General features: G+C 72.9%; 16 protein-coding genes. All 16 read right to left on the bottom strand.

Annotated elements, in window-relative coordinates; all coding sequences use genetic code 11:
* Positions 1–243: 243 nt before the first annotated feature.
* Positions 244–768, bottom strand: coding sequence for an adenine phosphoribosyltransferase (locus E1300_RS31615; RefSeq protein ID WP_131760767.1), 525 nt, complete (start codon positions 766–768; stop codon positions 244–246).
* 109 nt (positions 769–877) lie between these two features.
* Positions 878–2,044, bottom strand: a complete 1,167-nt coding sequence (gene secF, locus E1300_RS31610; RefSeq protein ID WP_131760766.1) for a protein translocase subunit SecF — start codon at positions 2,042–2,044, stop codon at positions 878–880.
* A gap of 3 nt (positions 2,045–2,047) precedes the next feature.
* Positions 2,048–3,877 carry a protein translocase subunit SecD gene (secD, locus tag E1300_RS31605; RefSeq protein WP_306440685.1) on the bottom strand — a complete coding sequence of 610 codons (1,830 nt, stop codon included), beginning with the start codon at positions 3,875–3,877 and terminating at the stop codon, positions 2,048–2,050.
* Positions 3,878–3,932: 55 nt separating this feature from the next.
* A complete protein-coding gene (gene yajC, locus E1300_RS31600; protein WP_165503077.1) occupies positions 3,933–4,493 on the bottom strand; it encodes a preprotein translocase subunit YajC in 561 nt (186 codons plus the stop codon).
* Positions 4,494–4,669: 176 nt separating this feature from the next.
* Positions 4,670–5,734: a Holliday junction branch migration DNA helicase RuvB gene (gene ruvB, locus E1300_RS31595; RefSeq protein WP_131760765.1), complete on the bottom strand. Its 1,065-nt coding sequence runs from the start codon at positions 5,732–5,734 to the stop codon at positions 4,670–4,672.
* The gene (gene ruvA / locus E1300_RS31590) at positions 5,731–6,342 is read right to left on the bottom strand and encodes a Holliday junction branch migration protein RuvA (RefSeq protein WP_131760764.1); all 612 of its coding nucleotides are present in this window, start codon (positions 6,340–6,342) and stop codon (positions 5,731–5,733) included. Before ruvA ends, ruvB begins: the two co-directional genes overlap by 4 nt.
* Positions 6,339–6,974 (bottom strand): crossover junction endodeoxyribonuclease RuvC, encoded by a 636-nt coding sequence (gene ruvC / locus E1300_RS31585; RefSeq protein ID WP_131760763.1) that lies wholly within the window; start codon positions 6,972–6,974, stop codon positions 6,339–6,341. The genes ruvA and ruvC overlap by 4 nt, the downstream gene beginning before the upstream one ends.
* Before the next feature lie 80 nt (positions 6,975–7,054).
* Positions 7,055–7,810 carry a YebC/PmpR family DNA-binding transcriptional regulator gene (locus E1300_RS31580; RefSeq protein ID WP_131760762.1) on the bottom strand — a complete coding sequence of 252 codons (756 nt, stop codon included), beginning with the start codon at positions 7,808–7,810 and terminating at the stop codon, positions 7,055–7,057.
* A 3-nt stretch (positions 7,811–7,813) separates the two neighbouring features.
* Positions 7,814–8,434: a pyridoxal 5'-phosphate synthase glutaminase subunit PdxT gene (gene pdxT / locus E1300_RS31575; protein WP_131760761.1), complete on the bottom strand. Its 621-nt coding sequence runs from the start codon at positions 8,432–8,434 to the stop codon at positions 7,814–7,816.
* A gap of 197 nt (positions 8,435–8,631) precedes the next feature.
* On the bottom strand, positions 8,632–9,246 hold the full coding sequence (locus E1300_RS31570) for a DUF6928 family protein (protein ID WP_131760760.1): 615 nt from the start codon (positions 9,244–9,246) through the stop codon (positions 8,632–8,634).
* Positions 9,247–9,480: 234 nt separating this feature from the next.
* The gene (gene pdxS, locus E1300_RS31565) at positions 9,481–10,404 is read right to left on the bottom strand and encodes a pyridoxal 5'-phosphate synthase lyase subunit PdxS (protein ID WP_131760759.1); all 924 of its coding nucleotides are present in this window, start codon (positions 10,402–10,404) and stop codon (positions 9,481–9,483) included.
* A gap of 133 nt (positions 10,405–10,537) precedes the next feature.
* On the bottom strand, positions 10,538–11,578 hold the full coding sequence (locus E1300_RS31560; protein ID WP_131760758.1) for a DUF3048 domain-containing protein: 1,041 nt from the start codon (positions 11,576–11,578) through the stop codon (positions 10,538–10,540).
* 95 nt (positions 11,579–11,673) lie between these two features.
* A complete protein-coding gene (locus tag E1300_RS31555; protein ID WP_131760757.1) occupies positions 11,674–12,216 on the bottom strand; it encodes a LemA family protein in 543 nt (180 codons plus the stop codon).
* 11 nt (positions 12,217–12,227) lie between these two features.
* Positions 12,228–13,385, bottom strand: a complete 1,158-nt coding sequence (locus E1300_RS31550; RefSeq protein ID WP_131760756.1) for a glycosyltransferase family 4 protein — start codon at positions 13,383–13,385, stop codon at positions 12,228–12,230.
* Complete coding sequence (locus E1300_RS31545) at positions 13,382–14,287, bottom strand: phosphatidylinositol mannoside acyltransferase (protein ID WP_131760755.1); 906 nt, start codon at positions 14,285–14,287, stop codon at positions 13,382–13,384. Before E1300_RS31545 ends, E1300_RS31550 begins: the two co-directional genes overlap by 4 nt.
* Positions 14,284–14,976 (bottom strand): phosphatidylinositol phosphate synthase, encoded by a 693-nt coding sequence (pgsA, locus tag E1300_RS31540; protein WP_131760754.1) that lies wholly within the window; start codon positions 14,974–14,976, stop codon positions 14,284–14,286. Before pgsA ends, E1300_RS31545 begins: the two co-directional genes overlap by 4 nt.
* Positions 14,977–15,188: the final 212 nt, after the last annotated feature.

Here is a 15,188-nt window from a genome sequence, read left to right as displayed (position 1 = left end):
GCCTCTCCGGCGCGCACCGGGGGCACGGCGCCCTCCGCGGGGGCGCGCGTCAGCGCGGCCTCCCGCGCGGGACGGGCTCCGGCCGCGTGGTCTGCCGCGGCACCGGTCACCGCGTCGGTCGATACCACCTCACCTGGCACTCAGCCTCCCCAGTCCTCGCGGGCGCGATGCCTCTCCGCCCCGCGGGATGCGCCCGTCCCCACCGGACCTGATGCCGCCAGTGTATCCGGCACCCTTTTCGTGCTAGACCGTAACCAGCGAATGGACGTCCACATTCCCCAGCTTGCCGCGTCCTTCCAGGAACGACAGTTCGAGGAGGACCGACAGGCCGGCGACCTCTCCCCCGCCGCGGCGGACGAGTTCGGCGGCGGCCCTGGCCGTGCCCCCGGTGGCGAGGACGTCGTCGACGATCAGCACCCGGTCTCCGGGCTCGAACGCGTCGACGTGCATCTCGATCGTCTCGGTCCCGTATTCGAGATCATAGGTCTCCTCGTACGTCCGCGACGGGAGCTTCCCCTTTTTGCGCACCGGGACGAAACCCGCGCCGAAGTGGTAGGCGACGGGCGCGGCGAGGATGAAGCCGCGCGCCTCGATGCCCACGATCTTGTCGATGGTGCCGCGCCCGTGGTGGTTGACGATCGCGTCGACCACGCCCGCGAACGCGACGTGGTCGGCGAGCAGGGGCGTGATGTCCTTGAACACCACGCCGGGCTTCGGATAGTCGGGCACGTCCCGGATCCGGTCCTGGATCAGCTTGCCGAGGTCCACGTTCGCACTCCCCTGTGATGGTCCGTCGTGTGCATGAGTCGGCCGGCCGGTCGTGTCGCACCGCGCCGCGGCGGCGCTCCCGCCGCCGCGGACCGCGGTCACCGCCGCGCTACTGCTTGCCGCGGCGCTGCTGCCGCGTGCCGCGCTTGGGCTGCTGGCGCGGCCCCTGCTGCACCACTTTGCGGACGGTGACGCCTGCCTTCAGGTCCTCCTGAGGGGCGTCGTCCGCGTCCCGCGCCTCGTCCGCGGCACCCTCCGGGGCGTCGCCGGGCGGGCCGGTCGCGGCCTTGACCTTGGCCGTCCTGGCCTGCCGCTTCGCGCTGGTCTCGCGGCGCGCGATGTTGGCGCGGATCTGGCGGTACTTCGGCTCGCGCTCCTTGAGCTGCACCAGCAGCGGCGTCGCCACGCAGATCGAGGAGTAGGTACCGACGATCATGCCGACGAACAGCGCCAGCGACAGGTCCTTGAGCGTGCCCGCGCCGAACAGCGTGGTGCCGATGAACAGGATCGCCGCGACCGGCAGGATCGCCACCAGCGAGGTGTTCAGCGAGCGCACCAGGGTGCTGCTGAGCGCCTGGTTGGCCGCCTCGCTGTAGGTCGTCCTGGAGGTCGGGGTGAGCGGTTTCGTGACCTCCTTGATCATGTCGAAGACCACGACCGCGTCGTACAGCGAGTAGCCGAGGATGGTCAGGAAGCCCAGCAGCGTCGCGGGCGTGACCTCGAAGCCCGACCAGGCGTAGATGCCCGCCGTGATCACGAGGTCGTGGACGAGGGCGACCAGCGCGGCCACCGCCATCCGCCACTCGAACGCCAGCGACAGGTAGCCGATGATCAGGATCATGAAGACGATCAGCGCCTGCCAGGCCTTCTTCTGGATCTCGCCGCCCCACGAGGCGCCGACGACCTGGGTGCTGACCTTGTTCTCCGGGACGTGCAGCTGCTTCGCGACGTTGCCCTTGACCTCGGTGACCTGCGCCGACGACAGGCTCTCGGTCGTCACCCGCCAGTCCTCGCCGGCCTTCTGCACGATCGCCTGGTGCGCCCCGCCGCCGGTGACGGCGCCGCGCACCTGCTCGATGGAGCTGGACGGCGCCTTGAAGGTGAAGACCGAGCCGCCCTTGAACTCCACGCCGAAGTTGAGCCCCTGGATCAGCAGGCCCGCGATCGACAGCACCAGCAGCACGCCGGAGAGCGAGTACCAGATCTTCGGCTTGCCGACGATGTCGGCGCTGATCTCGCCCCGGTAGATCCGGGAGATGACCGCACGCGTCCCCATTGGTCAGACCTCCTGGCTCGTGGAGCGGGCGGCGGCGCCCGAGGGGGCCGGCGCCGTGCGGCGCAGGCGCTTGGCGTCGAGGCCCGACATCGGGTGGCCCCTGCCGAAGAAGGCGGTGCGCGACAGCAGCGCCACCAGCGGCTTGGTGAAGAAGAACACGACGACGAGGTCGATCAGCGTGGTGAGCCCCATCGCGAACGCGAACCCGGCCACGCCGCCGACGGCGAGGAAGTACAGCACGAGGGCCGCGATGAACGTGACCGCGTCGGCGACCAGGATGGTGCGCCGGGCGCGCTTCCAGGCGTTCTCCACCGACGAGCGCAGCTTGCGGCCGGCCCGCAGCTCGTCGCGGAGCCGTTCGAAGTAGATGATGAACGAGTCCGCGGTGATGCCGATGGAGACGATCAGGCCGATGATGTGCGGCAGCGACAGCCGGAAGCCCATGCCCTCACCGAGGATGACGACCGACTCGTAGGTGATCGCGGACGCCACGATGAGGCTGGACACCGCCACGAGCCCGAGGCCCCGGTAGTAGAGCAGGCAGTAGACCACCACCAGGCCGAGACCGATTCCGCCGGCGATCAGGCCGCCGCGGAGCTGGTCGGCGCCGAGCGTGGACGACACCTCGTCGATGGAGCTCTGCTTGAACTCCAGCGGCAGCGCGCCGTACTTCAGCACGTTCGCGAGGTCGGTGGCGTACGACTGGTTGAAGCTGTCGGGCGGGCCGTCGATGCTCGCGGTGCCGCCGGTGATCGCGCCCTGGTTGATGCTGGGGGCCGAGACGACCTGCCCGTCCAGGACGATCGCGACCTGCGCCTGCGGCGAGCTCGGGTTGGTCTGGTAGGCCTTGTAGGCCTCGGTGGTGACGTCGCCGAACTGGCGGGCGCCCTTGCCGTTGAACTTCAGCGAGACCGACCAGCTCGCCTGCCCCTGCTGCGCGTTCGGCGGCATGGCCGTCGCGCCGGAGACGTCCTCGCCCAGCACCCGCACCGGGCCGAGGATGTACTTGGCGATCTGGCCCTTCTCCTCCTTCTGGTCGCAGGCGGCGACCCACTTGCGGTTCGGGTCGTTGGCGCCCGGGGCCCGGCGGTCGCCGTTGTAGCAGTCGAGGGCCTCGAACTGCTTGATGACGGCCTTGTCCTCGACGCCGGTGTAGTCGGCGGCCGGGGCCTGGGCGCCCGCCGTCGGCAGCCCGGACGGGACGGCCGTCGGCGCGGCCGAGCCGGTCGGCGTCGCGGTCGGCGCGGCCGATCCCGAGCCGGACGGGTTGGGCGTGGGAGCGGTGAGCGCCCGCGACAGCGCGCGGCCGCGCGGCGTGGCCGACGAGGACGGCGACGCGGAGCCGGACGGCGTGGCGGACGTGGACGGCGACGGGCTGGCCGAGCCGCCCTTCTTGCCCTTGCCCGTCGGGCTCGCCGACGGGGTGGGCGTGGCCGACGCGGTGACCGGCTTGCCGTCGGCCACCGTGAACACCTGCCGGAACTGGAGCTTCGCGGTCGTGCCGATCAGGTTGACGACGCGGCCCTGCCCCTCCCCGGGCACGTTCACGACGATGTTGTTGCTGCCCTGCTTCGCGACCTCCGCGTCCGACACGCCGAGGCCGTTGACCCGCTGCGTCATGATCTTGACGGCCTGGTCCATCTGCGAGGCCGGCGGGTTCTTGCCGCTTTCGGTCTTGGCCGTCAGCGTGACGGTGGTCCCGCCGGCGAGGTCCAGTCCCAGCTTGGGCGTGGTCCGCCCCTGGAGGAACGCCACACCGGCCAGGGCCACCATGATCGCGAAGAGCGCGAGGAGCGTGCGCCCGGGCTTGGGGACATTGCTAGGCGGAGCCACTGGTCGTCTTTCTTCCCGTCTCGGAGTCGGTGCCGGCGGTGGTGCCGGCGGGGCGTCAGGCGGAGGGCTTCTCCGCGGCCTTCGCCGCCGCCTTCGCCTTCGTGGACCCGGCCTTGACCGGCTCGTCCGCGGTGGCCCCGTCCTCGGCGGTCGCGGCCGTCGCCCCGGCGCCCCCGGCCGCCTTGGCGGTGCCGGTCTCCTCGGCCGCGCCGGCGTCCCCGGCCTCGCCCTTGGTGAGCTCGACGCGCTCGTCGGCGGCGGTCTCGTCCGCGGCCTCGTCGTCGTCCTCGTCGAGCTCGTCGTCCAGCTCCTCCGGCTCGTCGTCCTTGAGGACCTGCATGACGGCCTGCTTGACGAAGCGGACCTCGACGCCCGGAGCGATCTCCAGGAGGAGGCCGTCGTCGTCGACCTCCACGACCGTGGCGCGCATGCCGCTCGTCGTGAGGACGCGGGCGCCCGGCTCCATCCGGTTCTGCATCTCCATCTGTTCCTTGCGCCGCCTGCTCTGCGGGCGGATCAGCAGGAAGTAGAAGACCAGAGGCACGGCGAGGAGCAGCAGGAGGTTGAACGCCCCGCTGTTGCCGCCCGACGCCGCGAGAATCATGTCGCTGCCCATTACTGGGGCATCCTTCCGATTGGTTTGCCCAGCCCGCGACCGGATCGGCCGCTTTCACGGGACCGTCGGCTGGAGACGGTGAACCAAGTCCCGGAGTCTAGAGAGTACGTCAGACACCGGCAACGACGTGACGAGCGGCGCCGCCGGGAAGTTCCCAACCCGTTATCAGATGATCATCATTCCGGCGCGGGCGCGTCCGTGCCGACGTCGAACAGCGTGCCGGCCATGGGCGAGGACGGCGGCTGCGGGATCCCCAGGTGCGCCCACGCGGCGGCCGTGGCGATCCGCCCGCGCGGCGTCCGGGCCAGCAGGCCCTGCCTGACCAGGAACGGCTCGGCGACGACCTCGACGGTCTCGGGCTCCTCCCCCACCGACACCGCCAGCGTGGACAGCCCGACGGGGCCGCCGCCGAACTTGCGCAGCAGCGATCCGAGGACGGCGCGGTCGAGGCGGTCCAGGCCCCGCTCGTCCACCTCGTAGAGCTGGAGCGCGGACCGCGCCAGCTCCCTGGTGATCACTCCGTCGGCGCGCACCTCCGCGTAGTCGCGGACGCGGCGCAGCAGCCGGTTGGCGATGCGGGGCGTGCCCCGGGAGCGCCCGGCGATCTCGGCGGCGCCGTCGGCCTCGATCCCGACGTCCAGCAGCCGCGCCGACCGCCGGACGATCACCTCCAGCTCGGCCGGGTCGTAGAAGTCCATGTGGGCGACGAACCCGAACCGGTCGCGCAGCGGCCCGGGCAGCATCCCGGCCCGCGTGGTGGCGCCGACCAGCGTGAACGGCGCGATGTCGAGCGGGATCGCGGTCGCTCCGGGGCCCTTGCCGACCACGACGTCGACCCGGAAGTCCTCCATCGCCATGTAGAGCATCTCTTCGGCGGGGCGCGCCAGCCGGTGGATCTCGTCCAGGAACAGGACCTCGCCCTCGGCGAGCGTGGACAGCACGGCGGCGAGGTCTCCGGCGCGCTCGATCGCGGGGCCGGAGGAGATGCGCAGCGGCTGCCCCAGCTCCGCCGCGATGATCATGGCGAGGGTGGTCTTGCCGAGCCCCGGCCCGCCGGACAGCAGGACGTGGTCGGGCGTCCGGCCGCGGCGCAGCGCGCTGTGCAGCACCAGCGAGAGCTGCTCCCGCACCCGCTCCTGGCCGACGAAGTCGTCGAGCTTCCTGGGCCGGAGCGCGGCCTCGATCACCTGCTCCTCGACCCCGTCGGGGTCGGCCGACACGAGCCGTTCCGGGTCGGTCATCTGCTGAGCTTCCGCAGCGCGGCCTTGAGCAGGGCGGCGACCGGCGGCGCCTCGGCGCCGTCGGCGGCGAGGTCGGCGGCGACCGCGTCCACGGCGGCGTCGGCGTCCCTCGCCGACCAGCCGAGGTTGATCAGCCCGGCCTGGACCTGGGCGCGCCACGCCTCCCCGCGGGCGGGCGCGCGCACGTCGGCGGCGCCGTCGCCGGTGGGGCCGCCGAGGCGGTCCTTCAGCTCCAGGACGATGCGCTGGGCGCCCTTCTTGCCGATGCCGGGCACCTTGGTGAGGGCGGTGAGGTCCTCGGCGGCGACCGCCTGGCGCAGCGCGTTCGGCGTGTGGACGGCGAGCATCGCCAGCGCGAGGCGCGGGCCCACGCCGCTGGCCGTCTGCAGCAGCTCGAAGACCGCGCGCTCGTCGTCGTCGGCGAAGCCGAACAGGGTGAGGGAGTCCTCCCGGACGACCAGCGACGTCGGCACTCTCGCCTGGTCACCGACCCGCAGCCCGGCCAGCGTGGCGGGCGTGCACTGGACGGAGAACCCGACGCCGTGCACGTCGATCACCGCCCCGTCCGGCCCGGCGGCGGCCACCTGGCCGCTGACGAAGGCGATCACTGGGCGCTTCCTCCTCTGTCTCCGCTCCGCGTGCGGGCGCCCCGGGGAGCCGGGGGGCCGTTCCGGGAGGGTGTACCGGTCCTGGCGGCGAGCCGTTCGCGCTCGGCGCGCGCCGCGTCCTCGATCCGCGACCGCTGCGCCCGGGCGAGCCGCGCCTGGGGCCCGCCGCGCCACACGTGGCAGATGGCGAGCGCCAGCGCGTCGGCCGCGTCGGCGGGCCGCGGCGCCGCCTCCAGTTGCAGCAGCCGCGTCACCATCGCGGTGACCTGGGCCTTGTCCGCGCGCCCGTTTCCGGTGACGGCGGCCTTGGCCTCGCTCGGGGTGTGCAGCGCGACGGGCAGGCCGCGCCGGGCCGCGGCGAGCATGGCGATGCCGGCGGCCTGCGCGGTGCCCATGACGGTCCGGACGTTGTGCTGGGAGAACACCCGCTCGACGGCGACCGCGTCGGGGCTCAGCTCGTCCATCAGGGCCTCGATGCCCCGCTCGACGCCGAGCAGGCGGAGGGCGTGCTCCTCGTCCGGGGCGGTCCGCACGACCGTCACGTGGACCAGCCGGAGCGGCCTGCCGGGGACGCCCTCCACGACGCCCACCCCGCACCGGGTGAGCCCGGGGTCCACCCCCATCACCCGCACGGCCGCTCCTTCGATCACCTGTTCGGCTGCGGCAACGCTACCAAGCGCGGCGCGCCGCCGTCGCGCCCGGCGGCGGCGCGTCAGGCGTCGATCTTCTCCAGGACCTCGTCGCTCACGTCGAAGTTGGCGTAGACGTCCTGGACGTCGTCGGAGTCCTCCAGCGCGTCCAGGAGGCGGAACACCTTCTTGGCGTTGTCCTCGTCCAGCGGGACGGTGACGCTCGGGAGGAACTTGCTCTCGGCCGACTCGTAGTCGATGCCGGCGTCCTGGAGCGCGGTGCGGACCGCGACCAGGTCGCCCGCCTCGCTGACGACCTCGAAGTTCTCGTCGTCGAGCTCGTTGACCTCCTCGGCGCCCGCGTCCAGCACCGCCATCATGACGTCGTCCTCGCTCGTGCCCTTCTTCGGCACGATGACGACGCCCTTGCGGGTGAACATGTAGGACACCGAGCCCGGGTCGGCGAGGGAGCCGCCGTTGCGGGTCAGCGCGACGCGGACCTCGGAGGCCGCGCGGTTGCGGTTGTCGGTCAGGCACTCGATGAGCACGGCGACACCGCCCGGGGCGTAGCCCTCGTAGGTGATGTTCTGCCAGTCGGCGCCCCCGGCCTCCTCACCGGCGCCGCGCTTGCGCGCGCGCTCGATGTTGTCGTTGGGGACCGAGTTCTTCTTCGCCTTGTAGATGGCGTCGTACAGGGTGGGGTTGGCGTCGGGGTCGCCGCCGCCCGTGCGCGCCGCGACCTCGATGTTCTTGATCAGCTTGGCGAAGAGCTTGCCCCGCTTGGCGTCGAGGGCCGCCTTCTTGTGCTTGGTGGTCGCCCATTTGGAATGGCCGGACATCTGTCAATCCTCCTCAACCATCGCCCGGCGCACCAGATCGGCGAAGTAGTGGTGCACACGGAAGTCGCCCGTCAGCTCCGGGTGGAAGGCGGTCGCCATCAGGCGGCCCTGGCGGACGGCGACGATCCTACCGGCGTTCGCCCCGCCCTCGGCGCGTCCGAGGACCTCGACGGCGTCGCCGACGGCCTCCACCCACGGCGCGCGGATGAAAACGGCGTGGTACGGCGTGTCCCCCATGCCGGTCAGCGGGACCTCGGACTCGAACGAGTCGACCTGCCGCCCGAAGGCGTTGCGGCGCACCGTCATGTCGATGCCGCCGACGGTCTCCTGCCCCGCCGCGCCGTCCCGGATCCGGTCCGCCAGCATGATCATACCGGCGCAGGAGCCGTAGGCGGGCAGGCCCGCCTCGATCCGCTTGCGCAGCGGTTCGAGCAGCTCGAACGCGCGCGCCAGCCGCCACATGGTCGTGGACTCGCCGCCGGGCAGGACGAGCCCGTCGATCCGGTCGAGCTCCTCGGGGCGGCGCACGGGCAGGGTCCGCGCGCCGGCGCCCTCCAGCGCCCGCGCGTGCTCGCGCACGTCGCCCTGGAGGGCGAGAACACCGATCGTCGGGACAGCAGTCACGAAGGAACCTTCCGGGGGTCGTACGGGGGACGGGGGGTCCAGGACGAGCATCGTCGATCCTGGACGCTCCGTACAACGTTCCAGGACGGGCCAGGTCTTCCCGGGCACCGGCCCTGCCGCGGGCATCGGCCGTGCCGCGGGCACCGGCCGTGCCGCCCTCGTGCCGCCCGGGGACGGCTCCGGGCTCGGGAACGGCCCTAGGTGTGCTTGAAGCGGCGGAGCGGCAGCTCCAGCGGCAGGAACCCGTCCTCGCCGCGGTCGGCGATCCCCCGGCCGAACATGTGCGCCTCGGCGAGCGCGAGCCCGAACTCCTCCGGGTCGAACGGCAGCGGGACGTCGGCGGCGCCCCCGTCGATGGCCTCCCAGAAGGGGCGCTCGGCGGGCAGCCGGCCGCCCTGGTCGACGACGACGCCGTCCTCGGCGGTCACGAAGACGTCGCGCAGCAGCGCGCCGGACTCGTACCAGCGGAACCAGCAGCCGCGGATGACGTTGTGCAGGACGAGCACGCCGCAGCGCGAGCCGGGCAGGGCCGCGGCGGCGGTGTCGGCGATCCGGCGCGCGTCGTCGTCGAGGCAGAACAGCCGCCGGTCGCACAGCAGCAGCGCCCGCTCGAACGCGCCGACGAACAGCTCGTCCTCGTAGGGCCAGAGCGCGAAGTCCAGGACCGTGTCACCGGTCTCGGTGAGGGTGTCCGCCGGGTAGAGGCCGCGGGCGATCGCCGCGGCCGCGTCCGGATCGGGCGCGAGGCCCGGCCGGAACACCTCGGCGGGCTCACCCGCGCTCGCGCAGGCCAGCGCGACCGACCAAGCCATGCTCTCCCCTCCCGCGGCCGTGCGCCGCCCGGGGCCGCCCCGCCGGGGGGCCGTCCCCGGGCCGGTGCCGGACTCCCCTCCACCGGCCGCGCCGACAGCGTAATCCCTCGGCGGCGCGGTTGCGAGGCGGGGATCCGAACTAACCGCCCGGTCACCCGGCCGTTCATCCGCCTGGTCACCCGGCTGGGCGGCCGGTCCGGCCGGGCCCGCGGGCCCGGCCGGACCGCGGCCGGCTCACCAGCCGCGGCCCGCGAACTTCTGGTCCTCGCCGAGCGAGGCGACGTTGATGCCGACCATGGCCTCGCCGAGGCCGCGGGACACCTTGGCGATCACGTCCGGGTCGTCGTGGAAGGTGGTGGCCTTCACGATCGCCTCGGCACGCTGCGCCGGGTTGCCCGACTTGAAGATGCCGGAGCCGACGAACACGCCCTCGGCGCCGAGCTGCATCATCATGGCGGCGTCGGCCGGGGTGGCGATCCCGCCGGCGGTGAACAGCACCACGGGCAGCTTGCCCGCCTGCGCGACCTCCTTGACCAGCTCGTAAGGGGCCTGGAGCTCCTTGGCCGCCACGTACAGCTCGTCCTCGGGCAGCGACTGGAGCCTGCGGATCTCCTGCCGGATCTGGCGCATGTGGGTCGTGGCGTTGGACACGTCGCCGGTGCCGGCCTCGCCCTTGGAGCGGATCATGGCCGCGCCCTCGGTGATGCGGCGCAGCGCCTCGCCGAGGTTGGTCGCGCCGCACACGAACGGCACGGTGAAGGCCCACTTGTCGATGTGGTTCCCGTAGTCGGCCGGCGTGAGGACCTCGGACTCGTCCACGTAGTCGACGCCGAGCGCCTGGAGCACCTGCGCCTCGACGAAGTGGCCGATGCGGGCCTTCGCCATGACCGGGATGGAGACCGCGGAGATGATCCCGTCGATCATGTCCGGGTCGCTCATCCGGGAGATGCCGCCCTCGGCGCGGATGTCGGCGGGGACCCGCTCCAGGGCCATGACGGCCACCGCGCCGGCGTCTTCGGCGATCTTCGCCTGGTCGGGCGTGACGACGTCCATGATCACGCCGCCCTTGAGCATCTCCGCCATGCCGCGCTTGACGCGGGCGGTCCCGGTCTCGGGCGCGGCGTTCTGCGGGGCGGGACTGGAAGTGGACACGGGCATTCCTCACGTGGACGGTCGACAAGTCGGTTTCCATGATATTGCCTGCTAGCGCCACCTCTCGACCCTGCAGAGTGTCAAGCGCGGAGGGGTGACGCTTACGGAATGACCGATGACCTTCGGGGATTCCGCCGCGTCACGGAATGTAGGGCTTCCCGTCGTTGACGAGAACCACCCAGACCTGCCCCGGGGCGAAGGTGATCGGCGTGCCGTCCGCGGCCGTGTAGGTGGTCCCCTGGTTCTCGGAGGGCCGCGACCACCGGGCGTCGAAGGCCTTGCCGTCCCGCAGGACGAGCGCGCGGCCCGTCCCGGTGGTGCCGATCAGCGGCGTGTAGCTGCCGAGGAAGTCGTGGAACCGCGACCGGGTCGTCTTGGCGTACTGGATGACCACGGTCTTGCCGCCGAGCCGGCCGCCCTCGGCGGCCATGTCCGGCTGGCCGCCCCAGCTCGCCAGCCAGCGCTTCTCCTTGGCCGACCAGGTGAAGCCCATGGTCGCGGCGGGCCACTTGGCGGTGAAGGACCGCGTCGGCGTGCCGCCCGCGGGCGCGGCGCCGAACCGGAAGCCGATGTCGCGGGGCGCGGTGGCGTTCGGCGCCTGCTTGAGCAGGTTCCTCGGGTCGGCGTAGAGGTTGTAGGGAATCGGCTTCGGCCCCGCGCGGAAATAGGCGGAACCGCTGTTCTCCTGGGAGATGTCGTACACCGGCGCCTGCCGGATGTACTTCTTCATCTTGCTCTGGACGCCGGAGAACGCAAAGGCGGGGCGGCCGAACTGCGGCAGGATGTGCAGGTCGGAGATGCGGGCGCTGCGGACGGGCCCGACCCGCTTCGGGAGCCTGGACGAGAACACGGCCATCAGCCGGGTCTCGCCGCCCTCGACCTGCTCGACGTAGACGATGTCGGCCGCCGACACGCCCGACTGCGGCAGCGCCGGGCGGGTGTTCTCGATCTTCACGGCGAGGACGGGGTTGGTCAGCCCCGCGGTGCCTCCGTTGAACGGGTGCGTCGCCGGGGCCGGCGTGCCGGACGCCGCCCCGTCCGAGGCGCCCGGGGCTCCCGGCGGGTCGGCGCGCTCGGCGCCGGCCGGGCCCGAGCAGGCCGACAGGGCGGCGCCGAGGGCTAGGGCGCCGAGCCCCGCCGCCGTCCGGCCCCGGACCGTTGTCTGCCACGCGCTGAGCACGATGTGAGCCTCCCTAGAGCGACCAGCCAGAGGGTAGCGAACGATTTCCCGTGCGCCCGCCTGCCAGGCGGTACGGGCGGGAGGGCGCGGGACGGTCAGATCCCGGGCGGATCGTCGTCGATCTCGAAGAAGCCGGGCAGCGGCGCCCGGCCCGCGAGGGGCAGGATCCGGATGAGGAGCTTGCGCCGCGCGATCCGCGCCTGGGCGACCGCGTCGTTGTAGAAGCGCCGGGCGTAGGCGACCTTCGCCGCGGCCGAGGACAGCTCGTCCAGGACGGACTTGCCGTCGCCGTCGCCGCGGGCGGCCAGCGTCCCGGCGAACCCGGGCTGGTCCACGACGGCGCGCAGCGCCCGCGACAGGTCGCTCTCGGCGAACTCCCGGTTCTCGGCGTCGGCGGTGCGCGCCTCGTGCGCGGCCGTGGCCAGCACCAGGCTGGCGGCCGGGTCGAGCAGCCGGGACGCGGCGAGCTCCAGCGCGGCCGCGGCCCGCCGGACGAGCGCCGCGTCCAGCGCCGCGCGGGCCGTCTCGACGCGGACGTGCAGCCGGTCCAGCCGGGTCGCCCGCCACGACACGTACACGCCGACGAGGAAGACGACGGCGATCCAGAACAGGACGTCGATGATCCAGTCGTAGGACATCGCCCCGGCCCCTACGCGCCGAGCCCGGACTCGACGACGCCGGCGTCGCCGATCGCGACCGTCTCGTAGACGCGGAGGACGTCGCGCGCGACCGACGACCAGTCGTAGGCGCGGACGGCGGCGCGGGCCTCGGCCGACAGCTGCTTGCGCCGCGCCGGGTCGTCCAGCAGCTCGCCGGCGGCCGCGGCCAGTGCCCGCTCGTCGCCGGCGGGGAACAGCGCCCCGGCGCGCCCGCCGCGCAGCACCCGGTCGAACGCCTCGATGTCGCTGGCGAGGATGGGCGCGCCCGCCGACATCGCCTCGGCGAGCACGATGCCGAAGCTCTCCCCGCCGAGGTTCGGGGCGACGAACACGTCCACCGAGTGGTAGGCGCGGACCTTGTCCTCCTCGCTGACCATGCCGAGCACGACGACGCGGTCGCGGAGCTCGGGCGAGACCCGGGCCGCCACGTCGTCGGCGTCGCCGGGCCCGGCGAGCAGCAGCCGCAGCCCCGGCCGCTCCCGGCCGAGGATCTCGAAGGCGCGCAGCAGGACCTGGAGGCCCTTGCGGGGCTCGTCCATGCGGCCGAGGAAGCCGAGCGCGCCGCCGTCCTCCCGGGCCCCGTCACCGCGGCCCTGCCAGCCCGGCAGCGGCTCGGCCATCGCGTACCGCTCGGTCGCGACCCCGTTCGGGATCAGCACGGCGTCGCCGCCGAGGTGCTCGACGAGCGTGGTGCGGGCCGCCTCCGACACCGCGATGCGTCCGGTGATCTTCTCCAGGGCGCTCTGCAGGATCGGCGCGGTGACCGACACCACGCGCGACTTCTCGTAGGACGCGTGGAACGTGCCGACGATCGGGCCGTCGGCGGCCCAGCAGGCCAGCAGGCCGAGCGACGGCGCCGCGGGCTCGTGGACGTGCAGCACGTCGAAGCCGCCCTCGTTGATCCAGCGCCGCACCCGTCCCGCGGACAGGAACCCGAACGCGAGCCGGGCCACCGAGCCGTTGTAGGGGACGGGGACGGCGCGCCCGGCCGAGACCGCGTAGGGCGGGAGCTCGGCGTCGTCGTCGGCCGGCGTGATCACCGAGACGCGGTGGCCGAGGGCCGTGAGCGCCTCGGCGAGGTCGCGGATGTGCTGCTGGACGCCGCCGGGGACGTTCCAGGTGTAGGGGCACACGATGCCGATCCTCACCGGCCGGCCTCCGCGAGGTCCTCCACCCAGACCTTCTGCAGCATGTGCCAGTCCTCGGGGTGGGCGGCGATGCCCTCCTGGAACTCCGACGCCAGCTCCTGGGTCATGGCCTGGATCTTCTCCTGCCTGGTGCCCGTCTCGGGGACGGGGATCTCCTCGTGCACGCGCGCCGCCCAGTACTGGCCTTCGTACCACAGCGTCACGGGGATGAGGGCCGCCCCGGTCTGGATCGCGAGCGCGGCCGAGACCGCCGGCATCCGGGCGGTCGCGCCGAAGAACTCGACGTTGATCCCGCTCTCGGTGAGGTCGCGGTCGACGACCAGGCACACCGGGCGGCCGGCGCGCAGCCGCTGGGCCATCCGCCCGTACGCCGAGGCGCCGCGGTGCGGCAGCACCTCCATGCCGAGGCTCTCGCGGAACTCGACGAACCGGTCGAACAGCGACTCCGGCCTGAGCCGCTCGGCGACGGTGGTGAACGGGTACCCGTTGTGCACGAGCCAGGCGCCCGCGTGCTCGTAGTTGCCCATGTGGGGCAGCGCGAGGATCACCCCGCGCCCGGCGTCGAGGTTCGCGAAGATCTTCTTCTCGCCGGTGACGCGCATCCGGCCGAGGATCCGCTCCCGGTCGTACTCGGGCAGCCGGAACACCTCCAGCCAGTACCGGAAGTACGACCGCAGCACCTTCTTGCTGAGGACGCGGACCTCGTCGTCGACCGCGTCCTTGCCGAGGACGCGGCACAGGTTCCGCTCCAGCTGGCGGACGCCCTTGCCGTACTGGTGCCAGGTCCGGTCGGCGAGCGCCGCGAACGCCAGCCTCGCGGCGCCCTCGGGCATCTTGCGGACGACCGTCCAGCCCATCGCGTACGCGGCGTCCATCACCTCGTCGCGGAGGGGCACGGTCATCTCCGGCGCTCCGGGCCCGTCCTCGCGGCGGTCCGTTCCCCGCCGGGCGCCGGCTCGGCGGGCGGGCGGGCTGCGGCGGGCTGCGGGGACGGGTCGGCCTTGGCCTGGGCGTAGACCGTGGCGAACCGCTGGCCCACCGTGACCGTACTCAGCGCGGCCAGGACCCACAAGGCCAGCGCGAGGATGTAGGGGACGTCGAGCCCGTCGAGGCCGGCGGCCACCAGCGCGACGATCAGCCGCTCGGCCCGCTCGGCGATGCCCACGTTGCAGGTGTAGCCGAGCCCCTCCGCCCGCGCCTTCGCGTACGACACCACGACGCCGGACACCAGGCAGTACAGGGCGACCGCGGCGAGCGGCTCCTGCCCGTCCCGGTAGAGGCCGATCATCAGCCCGGAGAAGATCGCGGCGTCGGCGACCCGGTCCATCGTGGAGTCCAGGAACGCGCCGAACTTGGAGATCTTGCCGGTGACCCGCGCGACGGCGCCGTCCAGCATGTCGAACAGCACGAAGGCGGTGATGACCATCGTGCCCCAGAAGAACTCCCCGCGCGGGAACAGGACGAGCGCGCCGGCGGCGACGCCGACCGTCCCGATGACGGTGATGGCGTTCGGCGAGACACCGGTCCGCGCGACCGCCCGTCCGATCGGGGTCAGAACGCGCCCCAGCGCGGGCCTGATTCTGTTGAGCATCGCCGTCCGTTCTCGTGAGGTCGGGTGGAAGGCCCCCCGCGGGCCGCCGCGGCGCGCCCAATCGTAGTGCGCGCGCCGCCCGCCGGTGGCCATGCCCGGTCCCGGCCCGCGCGGCGGGGCCGAACGCGGAAGTTCGGAATTCACCCCTTGTGATCCTGCCCTTCACGGGAAAGGGTATTGACACGGGTGTGACGTCGGTCACGCGCGTTGGA

The sequence above is a fragment of the Actinomadura fibrosa genome (genome assembly GCF_900659615.1).
Classification (GTDB): Bacteria; Actinomycetota; Actinomycetes; order Streptosporangiales; family Streptosporangiaceae; genus Spirillospora; species Spirillospora fibrosa.
Note: the sequence above shows the minus strand (reverse complement) of the source record. Positions and strands in the feature narration are given on the sequence as shown.